At 50.9% G+C, this 17,517-nt stretch carries 15 protein-coding genes; 11 read left to right on the top strand and 4 right to left on the bottom strand.

Features of this window, described 5'->3' with window-relative positions:
• The first annotated feature begins 417 nt into the window (after nt 1-417).
• From ggpS to AB4876_RS12380, 6 genes are all read left to right on the top strand, one after another.
• On the top strand, nt 418-2,691 hold the full coding sequence (gene ggpS / locus AB4876_RS12355; RefSeq protein ID WP_368381991.1) for a glucosylglycerol-phosphate synthase: 2,274 nt from the start codon (nt 418-420) through the stop codon (nt 2,689-2,691).
• A 46-nt stretch (nt 2,692-2,737) separates the two neighbouring features.
• Nucleotides 2,738-4,180, top strand: a complete 1,443-nt coding sequence (gene gtfA, locus AB4876_RS12360) for a sucrose phosphorylase (RefSeq protein WP_301027989.1) — start codon at nt 2,738-2,740, stop codon at nt 4,178-4,180.
• Between the two features lie 323 nt (nt 4,181-4,503).
• Nucleotides 4,504-4,710 carry a cold-shock protein gene (locus tag AB4876_RS12365; RefSeq protein ID WP_008251819.1) on the top strand — a complete coding sequence of 69 codons (207 nt, stop codon included), beginning with the start codon at nt 4,504-4,506 and terminating at the stop codon, nt 4,708-4,710.
• Between the two features lie 173 nt (nt 4,711-4,883).
• The gene (gene dbpA, locus AB4876_RS12370; protein ID WP_301028150.1) at nt 4,884-6,275 is read left to right on the top strand and encodes an ATP-dependent RNA helicase DbpA; all 1,392 of its coding nucleotides are present in this window, start codon (nt 4,884-4,886) and stop codon (nt 6,273-6,275) included.
• 90 nt (nt 6,276-6,365) lie between these two features.
• Nucleotides 6,366-7,472 carry a PepSY-associated TM helix domain-containing protein gene (locus AB4876_RS12375; RefSeq protein WP_368381993.1) on the top strand — a complete coding sequence of 369 codons (1,107 nt, stop codon included), beginning with the start codon at nt 6,366-6,368 and terminating at the stop codon, nt 7,470-7,472.
• A gap of 173 nt (nt 7,473-7,645) precedes the next feature.
• On the top strand, nt 7,646-7,990 hold the full coding sequence (locus AB4876_RS12380) for a hypothetical protein (RefSeq protein WP_368381994.1): 345 nt from the start codon (nt 7,646-7,648) through the stop codon (nt 7,988-7,990).
• Nucleotides 7,991-8,057: 67 nt separating this feature from the next.
• On the opposite strand, the gene AB4876_RS12385 is transcribed toward AB4876_RS12380, so the two are convergent.
• Nucleotides 8,058-8,555 (bottom strand): TIGR00645 family protein, encoded by a 498-nt coding sequence (locus tag AB4876_RS12385; RefSeq protein WP_368381995.1) that lies wholly within the window; start codon nt 8,553-8,555, stop codon nt 8,058-8,060.
• A gap of 271 nt (nt 8,556-8,826) precedes the next feature.
• Here AB4876_RS12385 and AB4876_RS12390 point away from each other — a divergent pair, with 271 nt between their 5' ends.
• The gene (locus AB4876_RS12390) at nt 8,827-9,756 is read left to right on the top strand and encodes a putative metalloprotease CJM1_0395 family protein (protein WP_368381996.1); all 930 of its coding nucleotides are present in this window, start codon (nt 8,827-8,829) and stop codon (nt 9,754-9,756) included.
• Between the two features lie 155 nt (nt 9,757-9,911).
• Here the strand turns inward: AB4876_RS12390 and AB4876_RS12395 are convergent, their stop codons facing one another.
• Nucleotides 9,912-11,210, bottom strand: coding sequence for a DEAD/DEAH box helicase (locus tag AB4876_RS12395; protein WP_368381997.1), 1,299 nt, complete (start codon nt 11,208-11,210; stop codon nt 9,912-9,914).
• A gap of 309 nt (nt 11,211-11,519) precedes the next feature.
• Here AB4876_RS12395 and AB4876_RS12400 point away from each other — a divergent pair, with 309 nt between their 5' ends.
• On the top strand, nt 11,520-13,106 hold the full coding sequence (locus tag AB4876_RS12400) for a peptide chain release factor 3 (protein ID WP_368381999.1): 1,587 nt from the start codon (nt 11,520-11,522) through the stop codon (nt 13,104-13,106).
• A 164-nt stretch (nt 13,107-13,270) separates the two neighbouring features.
• A complete protein-coding gene (locus tag AB4876_RS12405) occupies nt 13,271-13,768 on the top strand; it encodes a hypothetical protein (RefSeq protein ID WP_368382001.1) in 498 nt (165 codons plus the stop codon).
• A 199-nt stretch (nt 13,769-13,967) separates the two neighbouring features.
• Here the strand turns inward: AB4876_RS12405 and AB4876_RS12410 are convergent, their stop codons facing one another.
• Both AB4876_RS12410 and AB4876_RS12415 read right to left on the bottom strand, forming a co-directional pair.
• Complete coding sequence (locus AB4876_RS12410; protein WP_368382002.1) at nt 13,968-14,450, bottom strand: hypothetical protein; 483 nt, start codon at nt 14,448-14,450, stop codon at nt 13,968-13,970.
• A gap of 302 nt (nt 14,451-14,752) precedes the next feature.
• Nucleotides 14,753-15,268: a DUF3369 domain-containing protein gene (locus AB4876_RS12415; RefSeq protein WP_368382004.1), complete on the bottom strand. Its 516-nt coding sequence runs from the start codon at nt 15,266-15,268 to the stop codon at nt 14,753-14,755.
• A 400-nt stretch (nt 15,269-15,668) separates the two neighbouring features.
• Between AB4876_RS12415 and AB4876_RS12420 the strand changes: the two genes are divergently transcribed.
• Nucleotides 15,669-16,388 (top strand): pseudouridine synthase, encoded by a 720-nt coding sequence (locus AB4876_RS12420; RefSeq protein ID WP_368382005.1) that lies wholly within the window; start codon nt 15,669-15,671, stop codon nt 16,386-16,388.
• Nucleotides 16,389-16,435: 47 nt separating this feature from the next.
• Nucleotides 16,436-17,497 carry a class I SAM-dependent methyltransferase gene (locus tag AB4876_RS12425; RefSeq protein WP_368382007.1) on the top strand — a complete coding sequence of 354 codons (1,062 nt, stop codon included), beginning with the start codon at nt 16,436-16,438 and terminating at the stop codon, nt 17,495-17,497.
• Nucleotides 17,498-17,517: the final 20 nt, after the last annotated feature.

The raw sequence follows: 17,517 nt of genomic DNA on the forward strand, positions 1-17,517 counted from the left end.
TGTTACAGGCTGGCAAATACTGTTTTTGCAAATTTATATTTTTGTTGCTTTACGGCGCGCAGAGGGATTCTATGTTGGTGCGCACGGCATTTAATGGTGCAAAAAATTATGTCGTTTCTTTCTTTTATCTTATTTTTCAATATGCTGGAAATTAGCTGAAAGGCCCTGCTAAAGAGCGTCTGCGCTCTTTTCGGTGGCCTAGGTGATTTCGGTAAGGCACGGATCATGCATCGACTTAGTTGAAAGGAAAAACACGGCGGCCACAGTCGCAGCAAAATACGTGCATTTTTGGTGTTCCCCTTTTTTGTGTTGACGCAGCGTTGCGGCTGTCGTCGTGTTGGCTTGGTTATGTTTTTTGTAACAGCACCCGGGGTCTGGTGGGAGCTGGACCCTGCGTCACGACGCAGGAATTTGAACATGCTTTTAGCAACAGATTTAGACGGTACTTTTCTTGCCGGCGACAGTGAGAGTCGCCTAAAACTCTATCAGCTAATTACGGCACATCCGGAAATTAAGCTGGCCTTTGTCACCGGTCGCGGTTTGGAATCGGTGCTGCCCTTATTGGCTGATCCAACCATTCCCCAGCCAGATTATATTATTTGCGATGTGGGCTGCACGGTAGTAGACGGTCGCACCCAGCAGGCTATTCAACCTTTACAGTCCGATATAGATCAATATTGGCCTGGTGAACATGTGGTTGAACAAGCGGTTGCACATATTCCCAACCTGCAGCGCCAAGATGTTCCGCAGGAGCGGCGGGTGTCGTTTTTTTGTGCGGCGGGCGCAGTAAACGCTGAACTTGAGGTGGCAGTTGCGGGCTTGGATTGCGACCTGTTGTACTCGGCAGATTTGTATTTAGATATTTTGCCAAAGGGCGTAAACAAGGGTTCGACTTTGCGAGCACTGGTTGGGCATCTAGGCCTCAGCGACGAGATGGTGTTAGTGGCGGGGGATACCCTTAACGACCTGTCGATGTATGAACATGACTTTATCGGCGTGTGCGTGGGTGAGTCTGAACTTGCGCTATTGGAAAACACCGAGAATCGGGCCAGAGTTTTGCATGCCTCGGCGCCTGGCTGCGGCGGAATTTTGCAGGCCATAGAGCATTTTGGCTTTCTTGGTTTGGCGGGGATGGAGGCTGAACAGCGCGAGGTATTGGTGCCGGGAAAGTCTGAATTGGTGATGGTCTATCACCGCCTTCCCTATGAAGAGTTGATTGAAAACGGCGAGCTGATTCGGCGCCGGCCAACCTCACCCAATGGCATATTGCCGACCTTGCTAAGCTTTTTTGGCGACGGTCGCGCGGGGTCGTGGATCGCGTGGTCGATACACGATCCGCGTCACGGCACATTTCAAATTCACACCGAAGTCGATACCGATTTGTATCCGCGCCTGCTTGCGGCGCGGGTGCCCTTAAGTAAAAAAGATGTTGATATTTTTTATAAGAAATTTTCCAAGGAAGCCTTCTGGCCAACCTTGCACACCTTCTGGGAGCGCGCGGTTTTTCGCGACGATCACTGGCAGGTGTTTTTAAAAGTAAATAAGCAATTTGCCGAGCGCGCCGCCGCAGAAGCAGCAGAAAACGCGGTGGTGTGGATTCACGATTACAATTTGTGGATGGTGCCGGCGTTTCTGCGTGAGATACGCCCCGACCTTGTTATTGCCTTTTTTCATCACACTTATTTCCCGTCGGCAGATGTGTTTAATGTACTGCCTTGGCGCCGCGAAATTATTGGCAGTTTATTACAGTGCGACTATATCGGCTTTCATATTCCTCGCCAGGCCGAAAATTTTGTTGATGTTGCCCGCGGCGTAATGCCGCTCGAAGTCACCCAGAAAATGAATTGCGCACCGCGCTTTTTAACCTATGGCTGCGCCATGGGCCTAGATGAAATGACCACCGAAATACAAGTTAACGAGCGCCGTATTGGTCTTGGCGCCCATCCGGTGGGTTTGGATTTGGATAGGGTGCGGGCGGCATTGGCGAAAAAGTCGGTGCAACAGCGCATGAATGAATTGCGCGAGGAGTTGAGCGGCACTCGTATGGTTTTGTCGGTGGGGCGCTTGGATTACACCAAGGGCGTTATTGAACAGCTTACTGCCTATGAAACTTTGCTCGAGCAGCACCCCGACTTACACGGCAAAGTAACCTTGATCATGGTCTGTGTGCCAGCCGACAAAGAGATGACCATCTATCGCAAGCTGCAAGTGCAAATTGAGCAGGCGGTGGGGCGTATAAACGGGCGTTTTGCTCAAGTGGGCTGGAGCCCCTTGCAATTTTTCTTCCGCAGTCTGCCCTTTGAAGAGTTGGTGGCCTACTACAGCATGGCAGATGTGATGTGGATTACCCCACTGCGCGATGGTTTAAATTTGGTGGCCAAGGAATACATTGCCACCCAAGGCATGACCGAGGGCTCTGGGGTGTTGGTGCTGTCGGAGTTTGCCGGTGCCGCGGCGGAGCTGCGCGGGCCCATACTGGCCAACCCCCACGATCCCAAAGAGCTGGTGCAAACCTGTTATTTGGCGCTGACCTTAAAACGCGATGAGGCTCGCAGTCGCATGCGCGAAGCCTTTGATGTGGTGTGCTACAACGACATCAAATTATGGGGGGCGGAGTTTATGGCCGCGGTGGAAGCCTGTCGCAGCGATGACGCCGAGGCGCAGTGCAGTGATGAGAGCTGCGTAGTTTAAGATCGCGCAGTAATAGCAAAGCAAAGTAGCACGCAAAGGAGTAATGATGGCCTTACGCAATGCGGTACAAATGATCTGTTACCCCAATCGCATGGGCGACAATCTAAAAGACTTACACGCGGTTATTGAAAAGCACTTGTCGGAGGCCATTGGCGGCGTGCATATATTGCCGTTTTTTCCCTCGAATGCCGACGCGGGCTTTTCGCCGCTAACCCACAAAGAAGTCGATCCCGATTACGGCGACTGGGACGATATTGAGCGTATTTCTTCTAAATACGATTTGTGTTGCGACGTTACGGTAAACCATATTTCCGATGAGTCTGAAGAGTTTAAAGACTTTGTTGCCAAGGGCTACGATTCCCAATACGCCGATATGTTTGTGCACGTGGAAAAGTTTGGTGATATTTCGCCAGACGACCTCGCTAAAATTCATATTCGCAAAGAGAAGGAGCCGTTTCGGCGTGTTGAGTTTGCCAGCGGCGGCACCGGTCGCGTGTGGTGTACGTTTACCGAGCATCAAATTGATCTGAATTACGAGTCTGAATTGACCTTTCAGCTGATGGAAAACTACATCGGCTTTTTGGCGCAGCGCGGGGTAAAACTATTTCGCTTAGACGCTTTTGGTTATACCACTAAGCGCATCGGCACCAGTTGCTTTTTGGTGGAGCCAGATGTGTACCGTAATCTGGATTGGATCAATGGCGTGGCTCAGCTCCACGGCGCCGAAGTGCTGCCCGAGGTTCACGACCACAGCAGCTATCAGTACGCGATTAGCCGTCGCAATATGCACCCCTATGGTTTTGCCCTGCCGCCACTCTTACTGTTCTCTTTATTAGATGCCAATAGCGTCTACCTTAAAAACTGGCTGCGGATGTGCCCGCGGAATATGGTGACGGTATTAGATACCCATGATGGCATATGTATTCCCGATGTGGAGGGCGTGCTGCCCGAGGATAAAATTCGGGCCTTAATCGACAATATCTCCGCCCGTAGCGCCGATCCAATTTTGCGGCGTTCGGCGGCGAATATTCACAGCGTTGGTGCTATCTACCAGCTAACCTGTACGTTCTACGACGCATTAATGCGTAACGACGACGCCTACTTGGCGGCGCGGGCGATTCAGTTTTTCTCGCCGGGTATTCCCCAAGTGTATTACGTGGGCCTGCTTGCCGGTTGCAATGATATTGAGCTGATGGAGGAGACTGGCGAGCTGCGCGACATCAATCGCCATTTTTACAGCTTGCCCGAAATTGACGAGGCAATAGCACAGCCGGTGGTGCAGCGATTACTGGCCTTGATGCGTTTTAGGAGCAATTACCCCGCCTTCGATGGTCATTTTGAGCTGAATTACTCCAATGATTCCAGCGTGGATATGGCTTGGCGCCACGGCGAGTATTACTGCCGCTTATTTGTAGACCTTAACTTTAATACTGCGTCTATAACCTATCTCGACGAGGACTCGCTGGCTGAGTGCCGCTTGCAGTGCTAGTGACTCTTAACTAAGTAAAATGGATGGGGCTGCGCGGCCTGGGCACGAAAATCCTTATTGTTAGCGTTGTGGCGTGTCGCGCACTAAATACGGCGCTTTATTGCGGCTGCGCGCTGTAAATTGGTAGTAATAGGGGGTAGACACGGCCTGAAATCTGTATATACTCAATCGCAGCTAGAAAGTTCGACCTATATTTATGTACACCATTTCGAAGTCCTGTCTGTAGTTTTCGTCCTGTACTTCATAAGTAATAGAATCACTTCCAGCCTAATCGATCTGATTTCAGATCAAAAATTACCTTTGAATATTTCAGGAATAAAATTATGTCTACTACTACTGGCACAGTAAAATGGTTCAACGAATCTAAAGGCTTTGGCTTCATCGAGCAAGAATCTGGCCCAGACGTTTTCGCTCACTTCAGCGCTATCTCTGGTTCAGGCTTCAAAACTTTGGTTGAAGGCCAGCGCGTTCAGTTCACTGTTACTCAGGGCCAGAAAGGTCCTCAGGCAGAGAACATCGTAGCACTGTAATTTGCTATGTGGCCGCGCCCTCGGGCAGCGGCCAGCTTCAAACCCTTGTGGATTGAATGCTAAAGGGGCAGGACCTACGGGTCTTGCCCTTTTTTCATTTCAGCAACGCTATTTAACATCCGGTTTCACCGCGCCACCGCCGCGCATTTTTCTGGCGGTATTACAGGATACACATTGTGAGTCAGCTAGAATTTTCTACCCTTCCGCTAAACCCCTCGCTATTGCAAAACCTGAGCTCGCTCGGTTATACCGAGATGACCCCCATTCAGGCCAAGGCTTTGCCGCACACACTCCATGGCAAAGACGTTATTGCACAGGGCAAAACCGGTTCGGGAAAAACCGCTGTCTTCGGTCTTACCCAGTTACAAAAATTAGATGTCAAAAAGTTTTATGTGCAGTCTTTGGTGTTGTGCCCGACTCGTGAATTGGCCGATCAGGTCGCTAAAGAGCTGCGTAAGTTAGCGCGTACTATTCATAATATTAAGGTGTTAACGCTGTGTGGAGGCATGCCCTTTGGTCCGCAGGTTGGCTCCCTAGAACATGGCGCCCATATTGTGGTTGGCACTCCTGGTCGTATAGAAGAGCATGTGCGCAAAGGCACCCTCAAATTAGATAATGTAAACACCTTGGTGTTGGACGAAGCCGACCGTATGTTGGAAATGGGTTTTCAAGACGCCCTCGATACCATCATTGGCTATATCCCTAAAGAGCGGCAGACCCTGCTGTTTAGCGCAACTTACCCTGACGAAATTCAGGACGTGGCCACCCGTATCATGCAGCGGCCGCTACTGGTTAAAGTGGAATCTACCCACGATAACGAAAGCATCGCTCAGCACTTTTTCAAAGTGGCCGACAATACCCAGCGTATTGTCGCCGTCAAATTACTGCTGCTGCGCTACCGCCCAGACTCCACCGTTATATTTTGTAATACCCGCCACGAAACCCAGCAGGTGTGCGACGATCTTCGCGAGGCGGGTTTTAGCGTGCAAGCCTTGCACGGCGACTTAGATCAAAAAATGCGGGATCAAACCTTGGTGCGCTTTGCCAATAAAAGCGTCTCGATTCTCGTGGCTACCGATGTTGCGGCGCGGGGCTTAGACATAGACGCCCTCGACGCGGTGATTAACTACCACATTGCCCGCGACGCCGAAGTGCATATTCACCGCATTGGCCGTACCGGCCGCGCTGGCGGCAAAGGTATTGCCTGTAGCCTGTATACCGAGCGTGAAAGTGCCAAAATTGCCCGTATAGAAGAAATGCGCGGTAATAAAATTGTGCCCGAGGCGCTGCCCCAGGTGAATTACTTGGATAAGCCCACTTTCAAGCCGCCAATGGCTTGCCTGCAGATCGATGGCGGAAAAAAGCAAAAGATTCGCCCCGGCGATATCGTTGGTGCGTTAACGGGTGCCGACGGCATAGCTGGCACCGACGTGGGTAAAATCCACGTATTCGACAATACCGCTTATGTGGCTGTACGTAATGATGTGGCCACTGACGCGCTGCGTAAATTAAGCGAAGGCCAGCTCAAGGGGCGTAACTTTAGAGTGCGCCGTATTCGCGGTTAATGGTTTGTTGGGTGGCAGGCGGCGCATAAGCTGCCTGATTTCCCCTTCGATTTAAAGCCGTGATCTAGCCCTCAGATTCCTTCCCCGTTGATGAATAAAGTCTTATTTAAGCTGCACCGGCTACTCGCCCTGTTGATCTGCGCGCCGCTATTACTCATTAGCTTGAGCGGCAGTGTGCTGGTATATAAGCATGAGATCGATGCGCTGCTAATGCCTGAACGCGTGCGTGTAGCTGCAGTGGGCGAGGCGCGTCAGTCCTTTGATGTATTGCTGCACGCATTTAACCAAGCTTACCCAGCGTATGAAGTCACCGGCTGGCAGTTATTTGCAGACCCAGGTCGAGCCGATCTTGTTTATGTGATGGCTCACGGCGGTAGCGAGTGGTCGTCGCTGTTTGTTGATCAATACCGCGCTAAAATTTTATCGGATCCCAGCCCTCCTAAATATTATGTCACTGACCTTGTGCGCGAGTTCCATTACACCTTTTTGGCGGGTGATATTGGTCTATTGTTGTGCGCGGTCGTCGCAGTGCTGCTCTGCATACAAGCCCTTATCGGCATGATCCTGCATCGTAAATTTTGGAAGGTGCTATTTACCTTCCGCTATCGCGCGCGGCCGATTATTTATTTTGGCGACCTCCATAAACTGCTCGGTGTTGTGGCCACGCCGGTATTGTTGGTGCTGGGATTTACCGGCGCGTACTGGAATATAAACCAGCTCAGCTATAGTTTGGCTAAGCCAGTTATGCTGTCAGCCCCCTATATTGTTGGCGAGCGTTTATATAATCCAACGCTGTCGATAGATGCCCTGCTAAGGGAAAGTCAGGGGCGCCTTGTGGACTTCGCGCCGAGCTTTATCTCGCTGCCGAGCAAGCCGGGTTATGCTATTAATATTTTGGGCGGGGTGAGCGGGCAAAACCCACTCTATAGTGAATTCGCCAATTCTATTCGCTACGATGCTCAAACCGGAGATTTTTCCGGCTTGCGCGACATTCGTGAATCTAGCGTCACTGCTCAAATGAAAAACAGTTTTCGACGCCTGCACTTTGGCGATTTTGCTGGCAACTGGAGCCGGTTAATCTGGGCGGTGTTGGGTTTTAGTCCGGTGATGTTGATTGCCAGCGGCATAGCTATGTGGCGAATTCGCCGCCCACAGCGGCTGCGGCAAGCGGAAAAGCGTAGTAATTTAGCTAATTAAAATACCGCTAAGTGGGGGTGTTTTTTTGGCACTTTTGCGGAAATTGGTTTTTTCCGGATTGCTAAGTTGTTGGTTGAGCATAAGCTTGGTTGCTTGAAAATAGGTCTGCTAAAGTAATGCCGGATGGTGATTATTTGTCGGGACCCGAATAAGAATTAAGTGGAGGGAGTTAAATGGTAATAAAAACCGGTGAAAAGCTGCATGTTATGTATCGCTCTCTGCATGAAAAGTCTACGCGTCGCCATTTTGTCGGGATGGTTATGGCTGCGACAAACTCCCTATGCAGAATAGAAGGCTTTGTTTTTATTTACGATGAGAAGAAAACCGAATTTATTCGTAAGCCTGAGTGTCGCACTACTATTATCGATTTGGCTGAAAGCGGCTATATCGTCAATATTATTGGCGCAGATGTGGAGTTAGAAGCGGTACGTTATAAACATATACAGGGCGTTGGTTTGGTGGCAACGGACGGTAAAAGCTTCGCTTTGGATATTAACGAGTTTGGCGGAAAAGGCTGAGCTTGTTTGAGTAGGCAGTAAGTGAAAAGCCTAGACCTGGTGCTAGGCTTTTTGTTGTTCAATCCCTTTAATGGCCGTGTCGCGTTAATTTATCTAACATGCCCATTGCAAAAGCCGAAACCACAAAGGTTAAATGAATAACCACGTACCACAGTAGTTTGTCGTTGTCGATTTTGTCAGCATTCATAAAAATCTTAAGTAAGTGAATAGATGAAATAGCAACGATGGAGGCGGCGACTTTGTTCTTTAAACTGCCGGTATCGAGTTTGCCCAGCCAGTTTAGTTTGTGGTCGTTGTCTTCCAGATCAATTTGGGAGACAAAGTTCTCGTAGCCAGAGAACATGACCATCACTAGTAGGCCGCCGACTAGCGATATATCGATTAGGGATAGTACCAGCAGTACTAAGTCCATTTCAGAGGTTTCGAAGATATGGGGTATGACGTGAAATATTTCTTCGAAGAATTTGATGGCCAACGCCAATAGGGCAAAACTCAGGCCGAGGTAGATTGGCGCTAGTAACCAGCGGGCGGAGTAGAGTAAGCGCTCAAAAGCTTTTTCTAACATTGGGCTAAGACCTTGTTTGAGACCAGAAAATTTAGCGCGCTATTGTAGGTGAGGAGTATTGCCGTCTGAAAGTGGATTTTGCGTGCGAGTCGCTTAATATTAGATTCGAGTCCGTAAAGTGTCTGTTGTGGTAGCGGGCAGGCTGTTTTGCTGGCTTATTCTGTGAAATCGGCTAAAATTAGATCAAATTTTAATCAGCTCTCGGTGCGCTACAGTGGACCCTATTTCCACTTCCTCTATTGCTTCGATAAACCGTCCGTACGCAAATGCGGTGGATGGTGTTCGGTTGCGCTCGTCGCCTGCAGCGGGCGCGCAAGCTCTCGCGCCGCTTAAAAGCCCCGAATCCCGTCCAGTTAATGCCCCTGCGGAGAGCGAAAGCCGTACTCGCGGGCTGATAAAATCCGATCCCAATCTGTCTATATTTGCTGAAAGCGGAGTTTCGCCCGCTCGCTTGGCGATACTGGCAGCGCCGCGTTTGTATATTGCCGAAGCTGAGCAAGGCGATGAGGGTGTGGTGTATCGGGTTAAAGATGCGATAGCCAATGGTTTGCTCGGTGGTTCGGATGTAGATGCGTCGGAAGCAGGCTTGGCTCTGAGCCAGTCTGCGGACGCCGAAGCGGCGCAAACCGAGACTGACACAAAGGCCGGGGTTGAGGCATCGCTTAGTAAAGCGGAGCAACAGCAGATTCAAGCTGAAGTTAGGGAGTTAGCTGCGCGGGATCGGGAGGTTCACAGTCATGAATTGGCGCACTCTGCTGCGGGTGGCCGTTATGCGGGTTCGCCAAGTTATGAGTTTAAGCGTGGGCCAGATGGCAATACCTATGCGGTGAATGGCGAGGTGAGTATTGATATTGCGCGCGCGGCAAGCCCGCAGGCCACCATCGATAAGATGCAGATTGTTAAGCAGGCGGCGCTCGCGCCGGCTAAACCGAGTAGCCAAGATCGCCAAGTAGCTGCTGAGGCGTCGCGTATTGAGGCGGAGGCGCGTCGGGAATTAGCGACAGGGTCGTCAGAAGAGGGTGCTGAACAGACTAAAGGCCAGAAGTTAGCGTCGGCAATAGATCGCAGTTTGGCCTCGAGCAGCGATATTGACACGGCTGTGCCGGTAGATATTAAGGCTCAGCGCTTGAGTAGCCTGTACTCGGCGCATAGCAGCTCGGTTGAGCGCCAGCCGCTTACATTGTTAGATAGTCGCGCTTAAGTTCTCTCTAGCGACCCGACCTACCGCAGTTGTTTTCCATGTTTCAGTGAAAAGTCGTTTGAGGCGCAGTCTTGAATGCAAAAAGCCCACTGAATGTAGTGGGCTTTTTGCATTATTTGCGAAGCGCTATTGAGGGGCTTCTATCTGGCGAAAGTTTATACCTTGGGCGCCGAAGGGCGTCCGCGATTGCTGTTGCCGCTGGGGCGGCCGCCGCGACGGGCCGCAGGTTTTGCTGATGGCCGTTGGCCATCGCGGTGTTCTACTCTTGGGCGGTGGCTACGGGCGGGTGCGCTATTGCCTAGGCGCGACTCCTGGAGCGGATGAGTGGGTTCAAAATCAGCGAGAATTTCCCGTGGCAGAACCTCCTTTATCAGTCGCTCAATGTCAGACAATAATTTAAATTCATCCGAGCTAACCAGCGATACTGCGTGGCCAGTCGCGCCGGCGCGGCCAGTACGGCCAATGCGGTGAACATAGTCTTCGGGCACATTGGGTAGGTCGAAGTTGACGACCTGTGGCAGCTGGTCGATGTCTAGGCCTCGCGCGGCTATGTCGGTGGCGACCAGTGCTCGCACGTCACCATTTTTAAACTCGGCAAGTGCGCGGGTACGTGCGCCCTGACTTTTATTGCCGTGAATGGCGGCAGCTTTGATGCCAGCGCTTTCCAGGTGAGCCGCAAGACGGTTGGCTCCGTGCTTGGTCTTGGAGAAAATTAGCACCTGCTGCCAGTCATTGGTGTTAATCAAGTGAGTTAGCAGGGCGGGCTTTTGCTTTTTGTCTACTGGATAAATGCTCTGGGTAACCGATTTGGCGGTGGTGACCTCTGGGCTTACCGAAATTTCGACGGGGTTATTCACTAAGCCTTTGGCTAAAGTGCGAATTTCACCGGAGAAGGTAGCAGAAAACATCAGGTTCTGCCGGCGCTTGGGCAATACCGCGAGAATTTTACGGATGTCGTGAATAAAGCCCATGTCGAGCATGCGGTCGGCTTCGTCTAGCACCAGTATTTCGAGCTGATCAAATTTCACGGCATTCTGATTGTATAGGTCGAGCAGGCGGCCAGGGGTGGCTACCAGAATGTCGACGCCACGGCGCAGCTTAATCATTTGTGGGTTGATTTTAACGCCACCAAATACCACGGTGGAGCGCAGTGGCAGGTTCTTGCCGTAGGTGGCCACACTTTCGCCAATCTGGGCAGCGAGCTCACGGGTTGGTGTGAGAATAAGGGCGCGGGCTTGGTTGGCATTGGCGCGCTGACCACGAGACAGTAATTCCAGTATCGGAAGGGTAAACCCAGCGGTTTTGCCTGTGCCGGTTTGTGCTGCAGCCATTACATCTCGGCCTTCCAATACGGCGGGAATGGCTTGGGCTTGAATGGCTGAAGGGGTGTCGTAACCTTTTTCGGTTACCGCGGAAAGTATCGGGGCGGATAAGCCCAGGGAGGTAAAGCTCATAAAATCTATCATCTCATAATGTCGCGCGTCGCGGCGTGATGGCCGGTGTCGTGATGACAGCGGGCGTGCAGCTTACGGGAAAAGCCTGTTTTGCGCTATAGCGGTATACCCTAGCTGCGACGGAATGCCACTACTGGCGGGGTTTTGGCGCCAATTTGTGGTATTTCTTGGCTTGCCTAATTAGAGCTTGTTGATACGCAGAATAGTGCAAGCCCTGCCCAAGTCCTTTAAACTCTCGCCTCTTATATACGCGGCCGAATTTTTGTCTGTGTATTGTCCCAAACCTGTTCAGCCAGAAGACCGAATTCCATGTCAGATATCACCTTTCAGCAGGAAGTGGCCAAGCGTCGCACCTTTGCCATCATCTCGCACCCCGATGCCGGTAAAACGACCATTACCGAGAAGCTGATCCTATTGGGGCAGTTGATTCAGGTGGCGGGCACCGTGAAGGGCAAGAAGAATGACCGAGCGGCAACCTCGGACTGGATGAGTCTGGAAAAGGAGCGGGGTATATCGGTTACGTCCTCGGTGATGCAGTTTCCCTATAAAGGTCGCATCGTCAATTTGCTTGATACCCCCGGGCACGAAGATTTCTCTGAAGATACTTACCGCACCTTGACGGCGGTGGATTCGGCGCTAATGATTATTGACGGCGCCAAGGGTGTCGAAGACCGAACCATAAAATTGATGAATGTTTGCCGCCTGCGCGACACGCCTATTTTGGGCTTCGTCAACAAGATGGATCGCGATATTCGCGACCCCATCGAATTGTTAGATGAAGTTGAAAGCGTGCTTGGTATTGCCGCGGCGCCGATCAACTGGCCAATTGGCATGGGGCGGGATTTTAAGGGGGTATACAATATGTATACCGACACTATTCATGTGTTTCAGCCAGGCAAAGGCTCGGTGGTCGCCGAGGATATTCGTATTGATGGCTTGGATACAGACGCTGCACGCACCTTGCTCGACGATGAGTATGAAAATTTCCTTGAGGAAATCGAACTGGTGCGGGGTGCTAGTCACTTCTTTGATCGCGAGGCCTACTTGGCGGGCAAGCAGACGCCAGTGTTTTTTGGAACGGCGCTGTCTAATTTCGGTGTGCGGGAGATGCTCGACGGTTTTGTGGAGTGGTCACCGGAACCCCTAGATCGGCCTACCGATACCCGCGAGGTTAGCGCAAAAGAAGATGTTTTCTCGGGCTTTGTGTTTAAGATTCAAGCCAATATGGATCCCAAACACCGTGACCGTATAGCCTTTATGCGTATTTGCTCGGGCACTTATACCAAGGGTATGAAAATGCGCCATGTGCGTCTTGGTAAAGACGTAAAAATTGTCGATGCAGTGAGTTTTCTCGCTGGTGATCGCGAGCTGGTTGAAGAGGCGGTGTCGGGCGATATTATCGGCCTGCACAATCACGGCACCATCCAGATCGGCGACACCTTCTCATCGGGTGAGTCCTTTAAATTTACCGGTATTCCGCATTTTGCGCCGGAGCTGTTTCGCCGTATTCGTCTGAAAGACCCCATGAAGGCCAAGCAATTACAGAAAGGTTTGCAGCAATTGTCGGAAGAGGGCTCGACCCAGGTGTTTATGCCCCAGCGCAATAGTGATCTGATCGTGGGGGCGGTGGGTAATTTGCAGTTTGAGGTGGTGAGTTACCGTCTTAAAGATGAGTATAAAGTTGAGGCGATGTACGAGCCGGTTAATGTTTATACCGCCCGCTGGGTGGAGTGTGACGACCCGAAAAAGTTTGAGGAATTTAAGCGCAAGTGTGCTGAAAATCTCGCTATTGACGGTGGTGGCCATTTAACGTATCTGGCGCCAACGCGGGTGAACCTGGCTTTAACTGAGGAGCGGCACCCCGAGGTTCGCTTCCGTTCTACTCGTGAGCATTAATGTCATAAGCTTGCTCTAAGCTGAACGGTGACCTGGGTAGCTGCAAAAAGTTGCGGTGAAAATTACGCTATCCAAGGCTTGTTTGAATGCTGTGCTGCCCTACAATGGGTCCACTCATCGAGTATGACATTAGCACGACTACGTGAATTTGGAGATTAACAACAATGAAAATCAAAGCATTAGTTTTGGCTGTTAGCATGATTGGCTTGAGCGGCAGCGTGTTGGCTGAGGGTGGTTTTTTTAGCAAGCTAGGTTTAGGCGGAAGCGCTAAAGCCGAAGAGAAGGCAGACGCAAAAGCGGATGCGAAAGTAGAAGCCAATGTTAATGTTGATACCAATATTGACGAAAAAGCGGCAAAAATGAAGGCTGACGGCTCTGCTAAAAGCGAAGCGATGATGGCGGCTGCGGAAGAGAAAAAAGCAGCTGCAGCAGCTAAGCGCGAAGAAGCGAAAGCCAAGCGTGAAGAAGAAAAAGCCGCTGCAAAAGCGCGTAAAGCAGAGCGCGAAGCGCAAGCTGAAGCTGACGCAGAGGCTCGGGCCGAGGCTCGCGCTGAAGCCAAGGCGAATATGAAAGCAAATGTTGAAGAGAAGAAAAGCGCTTTGCGCAGCCTGACCAATGTTAAGGTTGATGCCAGCGTGAAAGCGGGTGCAGAGGCAGAGTAATACTGCTTTTCACTAGCACGAATAAAAAAGGGGCCTGCGTGGCTCCTTTTTTGTGGGCGTCTAAAAAGGCGCTTGGCCAATCTAATCTTGTCTAGTAAATCCTACTTTGAATGCGCGTGTGTTTTGTGTCTTATGCCCTGCTGATGTGCGCTCTTTGAGTGATGGGCGAAGGCCTCCGCGGTGCGGAGGCCGGTGGGCATTAGTCCGAAGTTTTCGCTAGGCAGACTTCTAGCGGAAACAGTGGGTAGCCGTCTTCTGAAACGCTGCGGCTTGCGTGCAGGGTTTTCTCGCCAAGTATGGTTTTAACGCTAACAGTGGTTACGCAAGAACCTTCTCCGCTACCAGACACGGAATAGCCGAGGTCGCAGTCGCTAAATGACGGTGCCATGGGAGTCATTTCCACGCCACCAGAGACGTCGCAGCTGGTAACTGCACACACGGTAACAGCGCCGGTGCTAGGCAGGTCAATGCCAATTGGGCCTGTTAGTGGGGTGGCGACGCCGGCGAAATAGCTGTCTGACGCTGGTAATTCAACGCATTTCTCTACGCTAATGGTGCGATCTACTGATTGGTTGCTAAGGGTTTCGGCTACCGTGCTCAGTAATCCAGCGCTGGCCATGCCAGACATTAATGTCGCGCTGCCAATAAGCATCTTAGCGATCGTAGATATATTTTTTTTCATTTCTTGTTCTCTCCATAGTTTTAGAAATTACCCTCGCGGCGGCTAGGAAGCGATCCTTGCTGCCACAGCTAATTTGTACCCTAAAAATGCTACATAAATCTACATTTATGTGCATTAGTTTTTAATAGTGTGCACTAGAATTTAAAAAAATTATATAAATCATAATGTTATGTATGTTAAATATTTTTATATTGTGACTGAAGGTTTTTGATAGTGTATTAGTGGGTTGGGTTTTAGGTGGTGTAATGCGTGTTGTAGCCTTGTTTTAGGGGGTGGAGTGAAAACTGTAGTCAATCTATGTGCTAGCTTGTTATTCGTTTTGAGTGGACGCGGGGTTTAAAAGGGTAGTTGCTGTTTGTTACGGGAAAATAAAAAGAGGCTGGGTTCGCCTCTTTTCTTCGATATAGCTCAAGTGAGTGTGCTTTCAATGCCGCGCTGTTTACGGAAATATTCAATAACAGCTTCCATTGGTCAGGGGTCTTTGTAAACTCGTCGCGTACTGAGGGTGTCGAAGGCGATTGCGACATTGGACAAAATAAGTCGATTAATTTTTGGTCGGCGACGTTAAAGTTGCGATTGCAGCTTAAATTGACAAGGTGTCGGAGTCCGTGGCGAGAGCTAAAACTCGCCGAGAAATAGCCGTCGCCAAACGGCGCGTCATCTTGTTGGAGCGCCTCCCGAATGCGGGATACCACGAATGGAGGTAAGCAGGCACCGGTCTCTTGGCCTTCTATGTTTTGATTTTTCCCTATAGCTGCGGCTATCAGCAGTTGGTGTTCATTGCGCTCTGGCTCAAGTAATACGGCGATGGCGTCCACTAACTTCCTGCCGCTATACGCATGGATAAGGTGCAATGGTCGGCCTAGTACGTTTAATTTTTCTAAGCTGAGGTTGGTGACTGCGTGAACAGCTTTCTCATCACCAACGATGAGTATCTTCCACGGTTCGGCCTGCCCCGCTATAGGCGTACCGTCATGGTTTGCTACAACTTTAAAGCGTCATCTATGGCCATGTGAATTGTCCTTCCCTAGCGGTCGTAAATAGAGTGCTGCGACTCAGAGCCAGTCCCTAATTTACGGTCAGCTAGAATGTTCAAAAATAGTGATAAACCGAGGGTAAATTGAGTTTTGTCGCAGGTCGCCGGTCTATTGTTACGACTTGCTTGATGCCTAAGTGCACTTGCCCGACAATACGGTCCTTGTTAAGGGGGCGGTATTTGTGAGTAAAATCAGTAATAAACCTGTGCGGCTAGACCGCTATTTGGCCAGCGTTACGGATTACTCCCGCAGCGATGCTAAGAAACTGATTAAATCTGGCGAGATTACGGTCGGTGGCATTGTGGTACGTGATCCCGCACAGAGTATTGCGGTGGATGCCGAAGTGAATTTAAACGGTCATCCGCTGCGGGCCGTTGGACCTCGCTACATTATGTTGAATAAGCCCCGAGGGTTTATATGCGCCGCGCGGGATCGCCGCCATCAGACCGTGTTGGATTTAATGGATGAGGATAACCCTGAGCGCTTGCACGTGGCTGGCCGCCTCGATATTGATACCACGGGTTTAGTCTTACTCACTGACGATGGCGCTTGGTCGCATGCGGTAACATCGCCCCAGCGGCAGTGTTGGAAAAGCTATTACGTGGAAACCGCTGAGGTGATTACCGAGCAGACGCAGGTGCATTTTAGTCGCGGCGTCTTCTTGAAAGACGACAAAGCTCGCACATTGCCCGCAGAGTTAGATATTTTGGGCGAGTGTGTGGCGCGGCTAAAAATCTGTGAAGGTCGCTATCATCAGGTTAAGCGGATGTTTGGTGCTGAGGGTAATGCAGTGACGAGTTTGCACCGTGAGGCGATAGGTGAAATTAGCCTAGACGCCGATTTAGCCGAAGGTGAGTACCGTTATTTAACTGCAGACGAAGTAGCGAGTGTGCAAACCTAGCGTGCGCGTGATTAGCCTGCGCCCCTCACCAAGAGATACCAAGACGAATGAACACTGACCAAACAAATACTGCGGCGCAAGACACTGCATTGATGGCCTTGTATCAGCAGTTTCCCGCTGTGCAAACTCCCTTGTGGTGGTTTGCCGACGAGCATGTGGCAGCGATGCCCTTGCCTGCAGTGCGCGCCGATTGGTGCAGTTTTAGCAATCGCTGTGATATTGCCGAGCAGCTAAGTGCAGCGGGATATCCCGTGGAGCTTGGCGATTTTGTGATGCCGTCAGCTGCGCCGTCGCCGAGTACGGTGTGCTATCGGGTGTCTAAGGAAAAGGCCCTTGTTCACTATTTAATTAATCAGGCCCTATCAGTGCTGAGTGTGGGCGGCAGTTTGTTATTGGCTGGGCATAAGAATGATGGCCTGCACAATTACGCTAAAAAGGCCGCGGCGTTGGTTGGCGCCACCGCCGAGATTAAGAAGCACGGTGGGGCGGCGTATATTGCTAGTATCAGCAAGTGTCATGAACCTAGCGGAGTACTGCCCGATAGCGACTATACCCAAATACAAGAAATTGCCCAGTCGCCTAGTTTGTATAGCAAGCCGGGGGTGTTTGGCTGGCAGAAAATTGATCGCGGTAGCGCGCTGCTCGTTGAGCAGTTACCGGTGTTTTTGGCTGGATTTAAGTCGCCGCCAGCGAGTTTGGTCGATCTCGGTTGCGGCTATGGTTACATTGCGGTGATGGCTGCAGCGCAGTTACCGGAAAGCCGTTGGCTACTCACCGACAATAATGCCACGGCGTTATTGGCGGCCCGTAAAAATTGTGAGGTAAACACTATTAGCGCGCAAATTGAATTAGCTGATTGCGCGGCGGGGCTGACAGGCCCCTTTGATGCAGTGCTGTGTAACCCGCCATTTCATAAAGGGTTTGCGGTTGCGGGATCGCTAACCGATCAATTTATTGGCGCGGCGCATGCTTTGCTGGGGTGTCATGGTCGGGCGCTGTTTGTGGTGAATCAGTTTATTCCTTTAGAGCGCAAGGCTGCGGCCTTGTTTGCCAAGGCCGAGGTGTTAATTGAGGTCGACGGATTTAAGGTGGTGTGCCTTAGCAAATAGTGTGACCAATCTGGCTGTGC

Origin of the sequence: Zhongshania guokunii (assembly GCF_040892635.1) — a bacterium.
GTDB classification, from domain to species: Bacteria; Pseudomonadota; Gammaproteobacteria; order Pseudomonadales; family Spongiibacteraceae; genus Spongiibacter; species Spongiibacter guokunii.

What these genes read in the sequence shown, in the direction of transcription:
- AB4876_RS12365 (WP_008251819.1), top strand. Translation starts at nt 4,504, where the DNA reads ATGTCTACTACTACTGGCACAGTAAAATGGTTCAACGAATCTAAAGGC.
- AB4876_RS12405 (WP_368382001.1), top strand. Translation starts at nt 13,271, where the DNA reads ATGAAAATCAAAGCATTAGTTTTGGCTGTTAGCATGATTGGCTTGAGC.
- AB4876_RS12400 (WP_368381999.1), top strand. Translation starts at nt 11,520, where the DNA reads ATGTCAGATATCACCTTTCAGCAGGAAGTGGCCAAGCGTCGCACCTTT.
- AB4876_RS12385 (WP_368381995.1), bottom strand. Translation starts at nt 8,555, where the DNA reads ATGTTAGAAAAAGCTTTTGAGCGCTTACTCTACTCCGCCCGCTGGTTA.
- AB4876_RS12375 (WP_368381993.1), top strand. Translation starts at nt 6,366, where the DNA reads ATGAATAAAGTCTTATTTAAGCTGCACCGGCTACTCGCCCTGTTGATC.
- AB4876_RS12410 (WP_368382002.1), bottom strand. Translation starts at nt 14,450, where the DNA reads ATGAAAAAAAATATATCTACGATCGCTAAGATGCTTATTGGCAGCGCG.
- ggpS (WP_368381991.1), top strand. Translation starts at nt 418, where the DNA reads ATGCTTTTAGCAACAGATTTAGACGGTACTTTTCTTGCCGGCGACAGT.
- AB4876_RS12425 (WP_368382007.1), top strand. Translation starts at nt 16,436, where the DNA reads ATGAACACTGACCAAACAAATACTGCGGCGCAAGACACTGCATTGATG.
- AB4876_RS12395 (WP_368381997.1), bottom strand. Translation starts at nt 11,210, where the DNA reads ATGAGCTTTACCTCCCTGGGCTTATCCGCCCCGATACTTTCCGCGGTA.
- AB4876_RS12380 (WP_368381994.1), top strand. Translation starts at nt 7,646, where the DNA reads ATGGTAATAAAAACCGGTGAAAAGCTGCATGTTATGTATCGCTCTCTG.
- gtfA (WP_301027989.1), top strand. Translation starts at nt 2,738, where the DNA reads ATGGCCTTACGCAATGCGGTACAAATGATCTGTTACCCCAATCGCATG.